This is a genomic window from Janthinobacterium sp. LS2A (assembly GCF_036543145.1).
In the GTDB taxonomy this organism is placed as follows: Bacteria; Pseudomonadota; Gammaproteobacteria; order Burkholderiales; family Burkholderiaceae_D; genus Janthinobacterium; species Janthinobacterium aestuarii.
The window spans coordinates 1-15,733 of record NZ_JAZHPB010000017.1; the positions used below are offsets into that span (position 1 = coordinate 1).

Sequence of the window (15,733 nt, forward strand, 5' to 3'; positions counted from 1 at the left end):
AAAAACCCCTTCCGGTGATCCGGTTGGGGTTTTTTTACGTCTGATAGTTTGTTGGGCGCTGTCGGCTGACGCGTACGGTGACACAAATACGTGTTGCAGCTGTTCCAAATTGATACATGGGTGGCCGGATGCGGGGCATATACGCATGGCATGGCATTTGCTCTTCTTGGATATTGACTAAAAAACCAAGGAGACCAGCATGACCTATTCCATTCGTACCCTGCTCGGCATGGCAGCCGCCGGCGCCGTCGCCCTCACTTCCCTGCTGACCTTGCCGCATGCCTATGCGCATGGCAACGTCACGCCGCAAGGCGTCGACACCACGGGCTTGCCGAAGGTGGGCGACAAGTGGCTCGAACAAAACCCGTATCGGGGCAACAAGCTGGCCCTGACCGTAGGCACCTCGGCCTACAACCAGAATTGCGCCCGCTGCCACGGCATCGAAGCCATTTCGGGCGGCATCGCGCCGGACTTGCGCCAGCTGGACCGCGATTGCTTCGGTATCAAGAATGAGACAAAGAAACAGGCTTGCTACAAGGAGACGGACAATTACTACCTGACCACCATCCGTCACGGTAAAGTGCGCAATGGCGCCGTGTACATGCCGCCGTTCGAAGGCGTGTTCAACCAGGAAGCCATGTGGGCCATCAAGACCTATCTGGAAACCCGCCGCGAATCCAATTAAGTCGAACCGATCACGAAGGAGTCCCATGCGTTCATTTCAACTCCGGGGCATGCGCGCGATGATCTCGCTCGCTTGCCTGGCGCTCTGCGCAGCCGCGGCGGCGCATGCCGACTGGCAGAAAGTGCAGCAGTCGGGCAGCCTGAAAGTGGCTGTGTACAACGAGTTCGCGCCGTTTTCCGACAAGGGCGTTGGCATCGATATCGATATTGCCGAAGCGCTGGCGAAAAAGCTGGGGCTGAAACTGAGTTTGCTGCCATTTCCCGCCGGCGAAAATCTGAACGACGATTTGCGCAATATGGTGTGGAAGGGGCATTACCTCGGTTATGGCCCCGCCGACGTGATGCTGCATGTGCCGGTCGACAAGAAGTTGATGGCGGATAACGACAAGGTTGAGATCTTCGCACCTTACTACGTGGAAACCGTGCGCCTGGTGCGCAGCGCGCAATCCGTGCCGCAATTCGACGGAGTCGCTTCGCTGGCCGGCAAGCGTATCGGCGTGGAAAAGGTGTCGATCGCGGCCATGCTGATGTTGGGCGAAGACAATGGCAAGTACCGCGACGACGTGCGCATCTTCGATACGGCCGCCGAAGCCTTGCAGCAATTGCAGGCGGGCAAGCTCGACGCCGTGCTGGCCAACCGTTCGGAAATCGAATCGGTGCTGAAAAGCGACCCCGCTTTCCCCTTGAGCGAAGTGGCGTTCGCCCGCTTGCCGCGTGCCGGCTGGGCCGTGGGCCTGGCCGTCAGCAAGCAACAGCTCGACGTGGCCAAGTTGCTGCAGGCAGCCATGAACGAGATGGCGGCCAGCGGCGAACTGAAAACGATCTTTGAGAAGTATGGCGTGAAGGAGGCGCGGCCCTGAAGTAGCTTGCTCTGGTTTAAAAGCCCGCGCATCGGAAGAGGCGCGGGCTTTTTAGTTTTAGAAACTATATTGGGCGCTGACACCCAGCAGCCAATTGCGTCCTGGCGCCGCTTCATAGTAGCGTTTGTTGCTGTCGCCGACGATGACGGAGCCCACGTAGGTCTTGTCGAAAAGATTGTTCAGGCGGGCAAATTCCTTGAAGCGCCAGTTCCCCACGTTTTGTTTGGCGTTGAAGCGCGCATTGAACACCGTGTAGCCGGGCGCCGGTTTTTCGATGTTGCTGTCTTCCGCATAGACCTGGTTGCTGGCCACGCTTTCCAGCGCCGCGCCAAAGCGGTCGAGCTTATCTTTCCACGCCAGTTCCGCGAACAGGTTGGCGCTGGGCACGCCAGGCAAACGGCTGCCTTCGCGCACGCTGCCAAACGCCTGGTCATACACGGCGTGCAGGCTGGTCAGTGCTACTTTTGCCGTGAAACCATATGGCAAGTTTGAGTCCAGCGACACTTCCATACCTTGGCGCAAGGTTTTACCTGCATTGCGATAGCTGGTGCGCCCGCCGCTGGACTTGTCGACCACCAATTCGTCGTTGGTCTTGATCTGGAACACGGCCGCGTTTACGTGGGTGTTGTTGGCGATTCTCGCCTTGATGCCTGCTTCCAGGTTGGTGCTGGTGGCCGGTTTTAGCTGGTAATTGAAGCCGCCGCCCGTGCCCGAGTAAAACAGTTCATTCAAGGTAGGCGCCTCAAAACCGCGCGCGGCGCTGGCGTACACGTTGACGCTCGGCGTCAGTTTATACAGCAGACCCAGCACCGGTGTCGTGTGGCTGAATTCGAGGCTGCCGCTGTCGTTCCCATTGCTGAGATAGTGGTCGTCGACCGCCACTTTCATCTTGCTGTAGCGCACACCTGCGCTCAGCAGCCATGGGCCGCTTTGCCATTCCGTCTGGATATAGGGATCGAGGCTGGAGACGACATTCTGCTCGTCGCGGCGCAGCTTGCCTTTCACGCCAAACGTGTTGCCGATGTAATTTTCATAGCCGGTGCGGTCATCGCTGGAGCGGCCGTAATCGATGCCGATGGTGGTGCTCAGCTTGCCGCCGGCCAACTGGTTCACGTGCAGCCAGTTGGTATCGATGCCGTAGAACTCACGCTGGAAGTCAACCACGCCGCCTGAATGGCTAGGCGGCGCCTGGAAGCCTTTGGTAAAAGCCTGGTACTGGATCACCTCGCGGTTGCCGCCATACACCATCACATGCAGGCGGTCGTCGCCGAACGACTGTTCATAGGTGGCGCCGATTTGCTGGTGGTCGATGCTCTTGCGCGTGTTGTAGCGCTCGGCCAGGGTGCGCTTCGGGTTTTGCGTGTCGCTCGCATCGGTTTCGCCAGCGCGCGGGTCGCGGGCAAACGTGGCCCAGGTGGCGCCCAGCGGATCTTGCGTGTTGCCTTGGTGCAGGCTGTTGGCAACGATGGTCAGCTTGCTGTCCGCATTGGGCTTGACGGTGATCTTGCCGAACGCCTGTTCGCGCGTGGCGGCGCTGTGGTCGCGGAAACCGTCCGTGCGGAAGCGCGAGCCGTCGAGCACGTAGCCGATGCCGCCTGCCTGGCCTTGCGCCGTCAAGTCCACTTTGTTGGTGCCGTAGCTGCCGCCCACCACATTTAATTCGACGGATGGAGGATTTTGCCCATCCTTGGAAAACAGCTGGATCACGCCGCCCGAGTGGTTGCCGTAGATGGCAGAAAACGGTCCGCGCAGCACTTCGATGCGCTCGGCCGTATCGAGGTTGAAGGTGGCGGCCTGGCCTTGGCCGTCGGGCATGCTGGCAGGAATGCCATCGCTGATCAGTTTGACGCCGCGCACGCCAAAGGCCGAGCGTGCGCCGAAGCCGCGCGACGAGATTTGCAAGTCTTGCGCATAGTTCTGGCGGTTTTGCACGACCAGGCCCGGCACGGCGGCCAGCGCTTCTGACGCGTTGACGCGGATTTGGCCATCCTGGATGCGGGCGCTGTCGACGACGTCGATCGAGGCCGGCACTTCCTGGCTGGGATGGGCGATGCGGCTGCCGCTGACGACCACCGTATCCATCAGTTGCCCGTTGGCCGGGGCAGCTGCCTCGGCGGCAAAGACGTGGGGGGCGAGGGTAGCGCTGCCGGCGACAAACAAGCTGGCGATGGTGTTCAGGCGGAAACGGTGCTGCATGCGGATTCTCCAATGTGAATAAAGCCTGCTTGGTCGCGTGCGCGGCGCAGGTCTGCATCTGTGTATCAAGCAATATGCCTGCCATGTCTCCATTGGTGGGCTGAAATTATACGCGTGTCAGTGGCACGGCGTTTGCATACAGCAATTATCAGATGCGCCGATGCCGCGCGCTTTTCCTGTGTTTTGCCATCGAAAGGTGATTATGCCCAACTTCTTCTCGCGCTTGCGCCAGGTGTGCTGGCTGCTGCCAGCGCTTGCCTGCACCTCCCTCCAGGCCGCTCCATTTGCTTATGTTCCCAATGAAAAATCGGGCACCTTGAGTGTGATCAACACGGCGACCGATCAGGTCGTGCGCCAGATTGCAGCCGGCAAGCGTCCGCGCGGCATCGCCGCCGACCCCACCGGGCGGCAATTGTTTGTCACGGATGCGGCCAGCAGCGCCTTGCTGCTGATCGATAACGCTGGCGGCGCCCCCCTGCGCACGGTGGCGCTGGGCAAGTCGCCCGAAGGCGTCAGCGCTTCGCAAGACGGTCATTACGTGGCCGTGGCCGTCGAGGAAAACAATAGCGTGGCCTTGCTCGATGGGCAGACGGGCGTCTTGCTCGCCGATATCAAGGTGCATGGACGCAATCCGGAACATGCCGTTTTCAGCCCCGATGGGCGCTGGCTGCTGGTCAGCGCGGAAGAGGCCGAACAAGTTGATGTCATCGATGTGGTGCAACGCCGCCAGGTGGCGTCCATCGCCGTGGGATTGCGCCCGCGCGGCATCGGTTTCAGTCCGGACTCGGGCCGCGCCTACGTGGCGTGCGAACTGGTCAATGCCGTCTACGTCATCGACATGGCCGCGCGCAAGGCCATCGCCACCATTCCCGCTGGCAAGAATGCAAACGGCATCGTGGTCCATCCCAGCGGCAAGCAGGTGTATGTCTCGAACGGTATCGATGGCACGGTGATGGTGATCGACACGGCCAGCAACGAGGTCACGGCCACCATTCCCGTCGGCAAGCGCCCGTGGAACATGGCCATCACGCCCGATGGCGCCAAGCTGTACGTGGCCAATGGCCGTTCGAACAGCGTTTCCGTCATCGACACGGCCAGCGCGCGCAAGGTGGCCGATATTGCTGTAGGTGAATTGCCATGGGGCGTGGTGATTCGTTAATGGCACAGGAACAGGTGTTCCAGTCTGGTACACCTGTTCCATTGTGCAGCGGCTCAAGCCCGGGCATGCGCTGAAAAGCACACCGGTATTGACGCTAGGCCCTTGTAACAAGGGTAAAAGCGGCTAAGTTTGTAGTGGGATGCCGAGCTGGCACGGCATTTGCGGAAGACTCCGTGTACTCACCCCATCTGTACCAGGACGTTTGATTTTAATTACAGCAATTCCATTCTAATTAACCCGATAGAGGACGACATGAATCTCGCAGACATCAGCAAACTGGGCGTAGCCAATCCCTTCAAACAACGCTATGACAATTACATCGGCGGCAAATTCGTTGCCCCGGTAAAAGGTGAATACTTTCCTAACATCACACCGATCACGGGCTTGCCATTTTGCGAAATCGCCCGTTCCACGGCGGAAGATGTCGAGCTGGCCTTGGACGCCGCCCATGCCGCCAAGGATGCCTGGGGCAAGACGTCGCCTGCCGAGCGCGCCAATATCCTGAACCGCATCGCCGACCGCATCGAACAGAACCTGAGCCTGATCGCCACGGCGGAAACCATCGACAATGGCAAGCCGATCCGCGAAACGATGAACGCCGACATCCCGCTGGCCATCGACCATTTCCGTTATTTCGCCGGCTGCATCCGCGCGCAAGAAGGTTCCGTCGCGCAAATCGATGCGGAAACCTATGCCTACCACTACCACGAGCCGCTCGGCGTCGTGGGCCAGATCATTCCGTGGAATTTCCCGATTCTGATGGCTGTGTGGAAACTGGCGCCAGCGCTGGCCGCCGGCAATTGCGTCGTGCTCAAACCGGCCGAGCAGACGCCGGCTTCCATCATGGTGTTGATCGAGCTGATCGGCGATTTGCTGCCGCCGGGCGTGCTGAACATCATCAATGGTTTCGGCCTGGAAGCGGGCAAGCCGCTGGCGTCGAGCAAGCGCATCGCCAAGATCGCCTTCACGGGCGAAACGGGCACGGGCCGCCTGATCATGGGCTATGCCGCGCAAAACCTGATTCCCGTCACCCTGGAGCTGGGCGGCAAGTCGCCGAACATCTTCTTTGAAGACGTGATGGATGCCGACGATGATTATTTCGACAAGTGCCTGGAAGGTTTTGCCATGTTCGCGCTGAACCAGGGCGAAGTCTGCACCTGCCCATCGCGCGTGCTGATCCAGGAATCGATCTACGAAAAATTCATCGAACGTGCCTTGAAGCGCGTGGCCGCCATCAAGCAGGGCAATCCGCTCGACTCGTCCACCATGATCGGCGCGCAGGCGTCGCAGGAGCAGCTGGAAAAAATCCTGTCCTATCTCGACATCGGCCGCCAGGAAGGCGCCGAAGTGCTGGCCGGCGGCGAGCGCAACACGCAGGCGGGCGATCTGGAAGGCGGCTACTACGTGCGTCCGACCGTGTTCAAGGGTAATAACAAGATGCGCATCTTCCAAGAAGAGATTTTTGGACCGGTCGTGTCCGTGACCACTTTCAAGGATGAGGCCGACGCGCTGGCGATTGCCAACGATACCTTGTACGGCCTGGGCGCCGGCTTGTGGACGCGCGACGGTTCGCGCGCCTTCCGCATGGGACGCGCCATCCAGGCGGGCCGCGTGTGGACCAATTGCTACCACCTGTATCCGGCCCACGCCGCGTTCGGCGGCTACAAGCAATCGGGTATCGGCCGCGAAAACCACAAGATGATGCTCGATCACTACCAGCAAACGAAGAACTTGCTGGTCAGCTATAGCCCGAAAGCGCTGGGCTTCTTCTAAACCGGTACACGCGCCGCGCCTGTCGTCCAGGCGCGGCGCGCAGAAAGGGATGCCATGAGTGCAGCAATTGCCCGGGTGGTCGCCACCGATGCGGCGCTGGAAATGATGGACAAGTTGCGCCAGCGTCACGGCCCGCTGATGTTTTTCCAGTCGGGCGGTTGCTGCGACGGCAGCGCGCCCATGTGCTATGCGCTGGGCGAGTTCGATGTCAGCGACACCGACATCTATCTCGGCAATTTGAATGGCACACCGTTCTACATGGGACTCGAGCAATTCGAGTACTGGGAGCATACCCAGTTGATTATCGATGTGGTTGATGGCAATGGCGGCATGTTTTCACTCGACAACGGCACGGGCAAGCGCTTTTTGACGCGCTCGCGCCTGTTCACCGATGAAGAGTGCGCCTTGCTGCATGCCCAGCCGCATGAACACCGCAAGACTTGACACACACATACTAATAAAACAGAGGGAGATGATTGTGCAGAAAAAAATCATGGGGATACTCGTCGGTTTGGGTTTGGCATCGCTGGCCCAGGCGGCCGACGTGGGCAATGTCACCAATGCCATGCTCGACAGCACGGCGAAGAATCCGGCCAGCGTCCTGTCGTTTGGCATGGGCACGCAGGGCCAGCGCTATTCGCCGTTGACGCAGATCAATGACAAGACCGTGGCCAAGCTGGTGCCGGCCTGGTCGTTCTCGTTTGGCGGCGAAAAACAGCGTGGCCAGGAATCGCAGCCGCTGATTCATAACGGCAAGATGTTCGTCACGGCATCGTATTCGCGCATCTTTGCTGTCGACTTGAAAACGGGCGCCAAGCTGTGGAAATATGAGCATCGCTTGCCAGATGGCATCATGCCCTGCTGCGACGTGGTCAACCGTGGTGCGGCCCTGTACGGCAACCTGGTGATTTTCGGCACGCTCGACGCCTACCTCGTGGCGCTGGACCAGAATACGGGCAAGATCGTCTGGAAAGAAAAAGTCGACGATTATGCGGCCGGCTACTCGATGACGGCCGCGCCGCTGATCGCCGAAGGATTGCTGCTGACGGGCGTGTCAGGCGGTGAATTCGGCATCGTGGGCCGGGTCGAAGCGCGTAACCCGATGACGGGCGACCTCGTGTGGAGCCGTCCTACGGTAGAGGGCCATATGGGCCACCGCTACGACAAGGATGGCAAGGCGATCGATAACGGCGTGTCCGGTACCGCGAACAAGACGTGGCCCGGCGACCTGTGGAAAACGGGCGGCGCCTCGACGTGGATGGGTGGTACCTATGATCCGCAAACCAAGCTCGCCTACTTTGGCACGGGCAACCCGGCGCCATGGAACAGCCACTTGCGTCCCGGCGACAATCTGTACTCGTCGTCCACCGTGGCGCTGGACGTGAAAACGGGCCAGATCAAGTGGGCGTATCAAAACACGCCGAACGACGCCTGGGATTTCGACGGCGCCAACGAATTCGTCACTTTCGACATGGATGGCAAGCGCTACGGCGGCAAGGCCGACCGCAACGGTTTCTTCTATGTGATCGACGCCAATACGGGCAAGTTGCAGAACGCCTTCCCGTTTGTGAAGAAAATCACATGGGCCAGCAGCATCGACCTGAAGACGGGCCGGCCCAACTTCATCGCCGCCGGCCGCCCCGGCGACCCGACCAAGGGAGAGGAAGGCAAGAAGGGCACGACCGTATTTGCCGCACCGGCTTTCCTCGGCGCAAAAAATCAGATGCCGATGGCGTACTCGCCGCAAACCAAGCTGTTCTATGTGCCGGCGAACGAATGGGGCATGGATATCTGGAACGAGCCGATCAGCTACAAGAAGGGCGGCGCCTTCCTCGGTGCCGGTTTCACCATCAAGCCCTTGTTTGATGACTATATCGGCGCCATGCGCGCCGTCGATCCGAAGACTGGCAAGATCGTCTGGGAAATCAAGAATAACGCGCCGCTGTGGGGCGGCGTGATGAGCACGGCCGGTAACTTGGTGTTCTACGGCACGCCAGAAGGCTTCCTGAAAGCCGTCGATGCGAAGACGGGCAAGGAGCTGTGGAAATTCCAGACGGGCTCCGGCGTCGTGGCGCCGCCCGTCACGTGGCAGGATGGCGACACGCAATATGTGGCCGTCGTATCAGGCTGGGGTGGCGCGGTGCCGCTGTGGGGCGGCGAAGTGGCGAAGAAGGTCAACTTCCTGGAACAGGGCGGTTCCGTGTGGGTCTTCAAGCTGGCATCGAAGTAACGGGGTGAAGCACCCGGGCCACACGGATGGGTGTCTCCCTGTCCGCCGGGTGCTTTCTTTTTGCTGACGGCCCAGGCCGTCAGTTTTTTGTTTACCTGAATGGCCGATACGCATACTTGCGGTCAAAAAATGAACACTGTCAGTGGCGATTGATCCGCCGCTGCACACGTTCAATACGCTTTTTTTCTTTCTCCCTCTGAGGCTTGCTGGGCACGCTTATTGCCAAAGCTTGAGGTACATCAATCACTGGTGTGCACACTAAAAACAGAGAAGAAAGAGGAGAAGAAATGAACACATGGATCAAGCTGGGGAGCCTCGGTGTCATGACAATCGCAGCGGTGGGACAGGCGCAAGCCGTCGATATCAAGGCTGGCGACTGGACCGTGTCGGTGGGCGGCATCGTCAACGCCTACTACACGCAAGTGTCGTGTTCGGGCGATGCGGTGGGCGGGCTGGCGCTGGGCGGCCAGGCGCTCGGTTGCGGCGGAGAGAAGGACCGCACCACCATCGGCAACGGCTTGCTGCCCAACGGCTTGATCACCTCGGCGAGCTCGAAGCTGGGCGAGTACGACGTGAAAGCCTTGATCGGCATCTACAACTCGACGGCCACGGACAGCGCCATCAGCCAGAACAGCGTGGTCGACGTGCGCCAAGCCTTCTTCACGTTTGGCAATGAGCAGATGGGCACCTTCAAGCTGGGCCGCGACTATGGCATCTTCGGCGCGAACGCGATTTTGTCCGACATGACCTTGCTGGGCTCGGGTGCGCCGGTGCAGGCGACGCAGCGGGGCCGCGTGACCCTCGGTCATATCGGCGCCGGCTATACCTATCTGGGCAACTATGGCCAGATCATGTACAGCTCCCCGAAGTCGGGCGGCATTGGCGTCGATGTGGCGCTGGTCAGTCCCGTCTCCGATACGCCCATCGTGGCAGGCTCGACCTATTCTTCGAAGTCGAGTCCGCAAGTGCAGGCGCAGCTGACGTATGCGCAGGAAGGGTTGAAAGCCTGGCTCGGCGTGAAGTCGCAAAAATTCACCTCGAAAACGCCGGGAGTCGATGACCTGACCATGCGCGGCGTGGAAGTGGGCGGCTCGTACCAGATGGGCCCGGCTGGCGTGCTGGTCAACTTCCAGGGCGGCAAGGGGCTCGGCATCTTGTCCGATGCGGACCAGGGCGATACCAAGTCGAAGAACTGGCTGCTGCAAGGCACGTATAAAACGACGGATAAGCTGAAGCTGGGTTTGTCCTACGGCATCAGCAAGAACGACGACAACACGGCCGGCACGGGCGGCTTGAAGTCGAACGCCAACCTGACCCTGGGCGCGTATTACTCGCTCAACAGCGCGATCACCCTGGTAGGCGAGCTGGGCCAGACGCGTTCGAAAGGTTTTTCCGGCGGCGAAGCGAAGATGAATGGCGTGTCCCTGGGCGGCATTATTTTCTTCTAACTCAACAACGCGGCGCCTTGCGACAGGGCGCCGCACGGAGCACCATGCATGCGGATAATGCGCTTGTTCATAGCTTGCTGGCTATTCCTGTTTATCCTCGGACAGGCCTGGGCCGGTGTGCTCACCAAGGCCGAGCTGGCGCGGCGTTTTCCCGCGCCCATCGTCGTGGGCGACAAGGAGACCGATTTGCCCGTCTGGCCCTTGTTCCGCCAAAACGCCACGGCGACAGAGCTGGTCGGCTACGTTTTTGAGTCGGTGGACCTGGCGCCCATTCCCGGCTTTTCCGGCGTACCCGTCAATCTGCTGATCGCCATCGATCCGAAAGGCAGTTTTCTCGACGTCGCCGTGCTGTCGCAGCACGAACCCGTGTTTCTCGACGGCCTCGGTGAAGCGCCCCTGTTTCAGTTCGTCAAACAGTACCAGGGCTTGTCGCTCAAACAGAATATCGCCATCGATGCCAGGACGAAACGCGCACCGGACGCCACCCATGCCGATATCGATGGCGTGTCGAAGGCCACGGCCTCTGTACGCATCATCAACCAGAGCGTGCTGGCCTCGGCCTTGAAAGTGTCGCGCAAAAAACTCGGCTTTGCGCAAGGCCGCGACCCGGACCAGATCGCCCGCATCCGCATGCAGGTATTCGAGAAACTCAGCGTCGCGCAGATGCTCGAGCGCGGATTGATCCAGCATGTACGCTTGAGCAATAAGGACGTGGAAGCCTTGTTTGCGGGCAGTCCCGGCGCGGGACTCGAACCGGAAGCCGCGCGCGATCCGGACGGCTTGTTCATCGACCTCTATCTGGCGTATGTATCCGTCCCCACGGTGGGGCGCAATCTGTTGACGGAACGCAGCTGGAACAAATTGCGCAACCGGCTTGACGAGGGCGACCATGCCATCCTCATCATGTCACGCGGGCGCTACAGCGTGCTGGGCGACGATTTCGTGCGCGGCACCGTCCCCGACCGGCTGTTGCTGAAGCAGGATGGCTTGCCCATCGACATGCGCGACCTGGACCTGGACTTGAGCTTATCCGATGCGGCTTCCTTGCCGACGGAAAATATCGCCGCACTGCGCATCATCAGCCAGGCGGGGCTCGATGCGGCCAGTCCGCTGGCGTTCACGCTGCCGATTACGCGCAGCAAGGGTATCGTATATCCGGAACGCATCGCGCGCAACGTCGATGTCAGCTACCGCTTGCCGGCCGATTTTTATACGGCGCCGCAAGGCGACGATGCCACGTGGCGTGGCACGTGGCAGGGACGCAAGGCCGAGTTGCTGCTATTGGTGGCCGGGCTGGCGCTGCTGGCCGGCGCCTTGGCGTGGCAGAAACGGCTGGTGCGCGATGGCCGCCAATTTGCATGGTTCCGCCGTCTGTTCCTGTTGTTTACCATTGGCTTCATCGGCTATTACGCGCAGGGCCAGTTGTCGATCGTCAATATCACGGGCGTCATCCAGGCGCTGCTGGCGGGGCGCAGTCTGGGCTTTTTCCTGTTCGATCCGATGACGGTGATCCTGTGGGCGTTCGTGCTGCTCAGTCTGCTGATCTGGGGGCGTGGCACGTTTTGCGGCTGGCTGTGTCCGTTTGGAGCGCTGCAGGAATTCACGGGCAAGCTGGGCCAGTGGCTGCGCTTGCCTCAGTGGAAGATCAAGCCGCGCCTCGACGGGCGCTTGAAATGGATCAAGTATGGCTTGCTGGCGGCCATTCTCGGCAGCAGCCTGTTTTCCAGCCAGATCACGGACAAGCTGGTCGAGCTGGAACCGTTCAAGACGGCCATCACCCTGAACTTCGTGCGGGCTTGGCCGTTTGTTGCATATGCCGTGGGTTTGCTGCTGCTCAGCAGTATTTCCTACAAATTCTTTTGCCGCTATCTGTGTCCATTCGGTGCGGCGCTGGCGCTGCTGGGACGGTTTCGCTTGTTCAACTGGATTCCGCGCCGCAAGGAATGCGGCACGCCGTGCCAGACTTGCCGCCACCGTTGCGAGCATCACGCCATCGCGCCGAGCGGGAAAGTCGATTATGGCGAATGTTTCCAGTGCATGGATTGCGTGGTGATTTACGCCAGCGATGAAAAATGCGCACCCTTGATGCTGGAAATCAAGCGTGCCCGCACGATACCCATTGTCCTGGCCACGGCAGAGGAGAGCAGCAATGCAGCGTAGAACCTTTATATCCGCAGCCATTGGCAGCGTGGCCGGCATGGCGGGCTTGTCCTTGCCGGGCAGCATGGCGCGCGGCACGGCCACGGCATCCGGCGTGCGCCCTTATCAAGGCGCTGCACTGGCGTTTGGCACGACGATCGCCGTCACCGTGTTGCACCACGATCAACGCCAGGCTGAGCTGGCCATTGAGGATGCCTTGCATGCGGCCAGGAATATCGACCGCCTCATGAGCATTTACAGTCCCGCCAGCCAAGTCTTCCAGCTGAACCGTGACGGCCGCCTGGCCCGGCCGGACGCCCATCTGCTGGCCGTGCTGGCGCAGGCGCAAACCTTGTCGCAATGGAGCGATGGTGCATTTGATATCACCGTGCAACCTTTATGGCAGCTGTTTCACGCGGCGGCAGACCAGACCGGCTTGCCTGCGGAAGCACTACGGCGCAAAGCGCAGGCGCGGGTCGGCTGGCGGCAATTGGCGTGGGACAAACGCGAAGTGCGTTTCCTGCAGCCCGGCATGGCGCTGACCTTGAATGGCCTGGCGCAAGGTTACGCTGCGGACATGGCGCTGGCTGCCGTGCAGGCGCGCGGCATACTGCACGCGTTGCTGGACACGGGAGAATTCGTTGCACGCGGGCAGCGTTCCGTGCGCCGGCCGTGGACCTTGGGCATCCAGGACCCGCGCGACGCGGAAATCCTGGCGGCCACCTTGAAAGTGGAAGGGCGCAGCGTGGCCACTTCGGGCGACTACGAGTGCACGTTCACGCCTGACTTCGCGCACCACCACATCTTTGATCCCTCGAAGGGCGATTCGCCGCGTGAACTGGCCAGCGTGACGGTGCTGGCGTCCACGGGAATGCTGGCCGATGGCTTGTCGACAACCTTCATGGTGACGGGCGCGGCGCGTGCGCATGCGATGGCCGCGCGGATGGAAGGCGTCGACTTGATGACCATCGACAAGCAGGGCGGGCGCCAGATGTCGCCCGGCTTTTCCCGTCTGCTCTAGGCTATTTCAGATGCGGCACCTTGCGATAGATCGTGTTGCGCGACACGCCCAAGGCCCGCGCCGTGGCCGAGACGTTGCCGCCGTGGGCATCGAGCGACTTGAGAATGACGCTTTGCTCCATCTCTTCCAGATTGGCGCCGGCGGCGATCATCCGGTCCGTGCTGGCGCTGGCGGCAGTTGCTTGCGTCATTTCAATATCATCGAGGAAATCGTCGGGCATGTGGCGCAGACAGATTTCGTGTTCGTCGCCTGCCATGACGATGGCCGTGCGCAACAGATTGGTCAGCTGGCGGAAATTACCCGGCCATTTGTGCTGGTGGAACATGCGCAAGATGTCCGGCGCCACCGTGTAGCGCGTATCGGGCGCTTCCGTCGCGAGGATTTTTTTCACGACCGTATCGAGATCCGTGCGTTCGCGTAGCGGCGGCAGTTTGACCACCAGGCCATTCAGGCGGTAATACAAGTCTTCGCGGAACAGCCCCTTGGCCATACGTTCGCGCAAGTTGTGATTCGTGGCGCAAATGAGTTCCACATTGACGGTGATCGATTTGCTGCTGCCCAGCGGGGTGACCATACGTTCCTGCAACACGCGCAACAGGCGCGCCTGCAAGCCAAACGGCATGTCGCCGATTTCATCGAGAAACAGGGTGCCGCCATTGGCTTGCAAGATCTTGCCGATGGCCCCTTTCTTGCGCGCACCTGTAAACGCCCCGTCCTCATAGCCGAACAGTTCGGACTCGATCAGGGTTTCCGGAATCGACGCGCAATTGACGGCGATAAACGGTCCCATGGCGCGCGGCGAATCGTTGTGAATCGCTTGCGCCAGCAATTCCTTGCCTGTGCCCGTTTCGCCCATGACGAGGATGGGGATATCGCGCCCCAGTACTTTGTTGACCTTTTCGATCACCAGTTCCAGTTGCGGATCGCCCGTGCGCAGATAGCGCAGGCCGGACAGGCGGCGCGCCGCGTTGGCCGCATGACTGGCTGGCGCGGGAACCTGGGCCGGGGCGGCGTTGATATCGCTATGGTCGGTGCTGGCAGCAAAGCCATGCTGGAAGGCACTATTGGCTAACCGCAACTGCGCGCGCCCATACACGCGCACGCCGCTGTGCATGCACAGGTTCAGCAAACCGGGCGAGGCCGTGCGGTAATGGTCGTACAGGGCAGACACGGGCAAGCCGAACAGGGAGCTGAACGTGTGCGATTGCAGCGCGGCAAATGACAGGCCCAGCTGGAATAAACCATTCTTGTTGGCCGATAAGAACCGGCCGCCCGGCGTGAATGAGGCGATGCCTTCCATCAAGGTCCCGATGAATTCAGGACGCGCGTGGAAGTGCACGGTGATGGCGTCTTCGAAGGTGGCGGAAAACAACTGATTTTCGATCATCAGCGCCGACATGCGCACGAGAGCCATCGTATGCTTGTGGAAACTGCGCTGGTCGCTGGAGACATCGAGCACGCCGATGACATTGCCCCTGTGGTCGGTGATCGGCGCTGCGGAACACGTGAGGAAATGATTGGCAGCCAGGTAATGCTGGTCGGCATGGACCAACGTCGGTACTTTTTCCGTGATGGCCGTGCCGATCGCATTCGTGCCGCGGCTTTGTTCCGACCATGCCACGCCTGGCTGCAGGGCCACTCGGTTGGCTTTCTCCAGAAAATCATCGTCGCCCAGTGAATGCACGATGACACCGTTGGCATCCGTCAAGATCACCATATTGTGGGTGTTGACGATTTGCTGGTACAGAGTTTCCATGGCGGGCAGCGCGTGCGTGTGCAGCAGGCGGTTTTGCTCGATCAGCAAGGACAGATCGGATTTGCCGGCAGGCGTAAAGTCGGGCGTTGCCGTGGGAGACAGGCCAAAGGCGACTGAGCGCTGATGGGACGTTTCAATGATGACGGGAACGTTGTCCTGTCCTGCCGGTGTGATGTTCGCGTCCGCGATGGACGAAAACGGTGCGCTACGGTAAGTAGCTGACGGTTGATACATGATCTCGTTGCCTCCGTTGGGCCCTGTACTGGGCGCTCTTTTGAATATCGAGAGTGTTCCATAATGTAGCACCTGTCACAGATGGGAGCAAAGCAAAGCGAACCGGGCTATCCCCAGTGTTGCTGCCAGGCCCAGAGTTGCTCTCATCAGTGGACGGTGCGCATATCTGTATAAGCAAGTGCGGTGCCAGGGCCGTTTCGCAGGGAGGGAAAATAGCGCTTGCAGCGGGCCCA

At 60.4% G+C, this 15,733-nt stretch carries 11 protein-coding genes; 9 read left to right on the top strand and 2 right to left on the bottom strand.

Annotation, left to right across the window (positions count from 1 at the left end; translation table 11 throughout):
* Positions 1-199: 199 nt before the first annotated feature.
* Positions 200-685 (top strand): cytochrome c-550 PedF, encoded by a 486-nt coding sequence (gene pedF / locus V3C40_RS28050; protein WP_034756828.1) that lies wholly within the window; start codon positions 200-202, stop codon positions 683-685.
* 25 nt (positions 686-710) lie between these two features.
* Positions 711-1,544 carry a substrate-binding periplasmic protein gene (locus V3C40_RS28055; RefSeq protein ID WP_331779137.1) on the top strand — a complete coding sequence of 278 codons (834 nt, stop codon included), beginning with the start codon at positions 711-713 and terminating at the stop codon, positions 1,542-1,544.
* Positions 1,545-1,601: 57 nt separating this feature from the next.
* Here the strand turns inward: V3C40_RS28055 and V3C40_RS28060 are convergent, their stop codons facing one another.
* Complete coding sequence (locus V3C40_RS28060) at positions 1,602-3,740, bottom strand: TonB-dependent receptor family protein (protein WP_331779138.1); 2,139 nt, start codon at positions 3,738-3,740, stop codon at positions 1,602-1,604.
* A 202-nt stretch (positions 3,741-3,942) separates the two neighbouring features.
* Between V3C40_RS28060 and V3C40_RS28065 the strand changes: the two genes are divergently transcribed.
* The 7 genes from V3C40_RS28065 to V3C40_RS28095 all read left to right on the top strand — a co-directional run bounded on the left by V3C40_RS28065 (position 3,943) and on the right by V3C40_RS28095 (position 13,510).
* Positions 3,943-4,899, top strand: a complete 957-nt coding sequence (locus tag V3C40_RS28065; RefSeq protein WP_331779139.1) for a beta-propeller fold lactonase family protein — start codon at positions 3,943-3,945, stop codon at positions 4,897-4,899.
* A gap of 252 nt (positions 4,900-5,151) precedes the next feature.
* Complete coding sequence (adh, locus tag V3C40_RS28070) at positions 5,152-6,672, top strand: aldehyde dehydrogenase (protein ID WP_070301569.1); 1,521 nt, start codon at positions 5,152-5,154, stop codon at positions 6,670-6,672.
* 54 nt (positions 6,673-6,726) lie between these two features.
* Positions 6,727-7,116, top strand: coding sequence for a DUF779 domain-containing protein (locus V3C40_RS28075; protein ID WP_034756816.1), 390 nt, complete (start codon positions 6,727-6,729; stop codon positions 7,114-7,116).
* A 49-nt stretch (positions 7,117-7,165) separates the two neighbouring features.
* The gene (locus tag V3C40_RS28080) at positions 7,166-8,902 is read left to right on the top strand and encodes a PQQ-dependent methanol/ethanol family dehydrogenase (protein WP_083292534.1); all 1,737 of its coding nucleotides are present in this window, start codon (positions 7,166-7,168) and stop codon (positions 8,900-8,902) included.
* A gap of 287 nt (positions 8,903-9,189) precedes the next feature.
* Positions 9,190-10,350, top strand: coding sequence for a porin (locus V3C40_RS28085; RefSeq protein WP_331779140.1), 1,161 nt, complete (start codon positions 9,190-9,192; stop codon positions 10,348-10,350).
* 57 nt (positions 10,351-10,407) lie between these two features.
* Entirely contained in the window at positions 10,408-12,510 is a 2,103-nt protein-coding gene (locus V3C40_RS28090) for a 4Fe-4S binding protein (protein ID WP_331779141.1), read from the top strand.
* A complete protein-coding gene (locus V3C40_RS28095; RefSeq protein WP_331779142.1) occupies positions 12,500-13,510 on the top strand; it encodes an FAD:protein FMN transferase in 1,011 nt (336 codons plus the stop codon). The genes V3C40_RS28090 and V3C40_RS28095 overlap by 11 nt, the downstream gene beginning before the upstream one ends.
* A gap of 1 nt (position 13,511) precedes the next feature.
* Here V3C40_RS28095 and V3C40_RS28100 read toward each other — a convergent pair whose 3' ends face one another.
* Entirely contained in the window at positions 13,512-15,500 is a 1,989-nt protein-coding gene (locus tag V3C40_RS28100) for a sigma-54-dependent Fis family transcriptional regulator (protein WP_254671468.1), read from the bottom strand.
* Positions 15,501-15,733 lie beyond the last annotated feature (233 nt).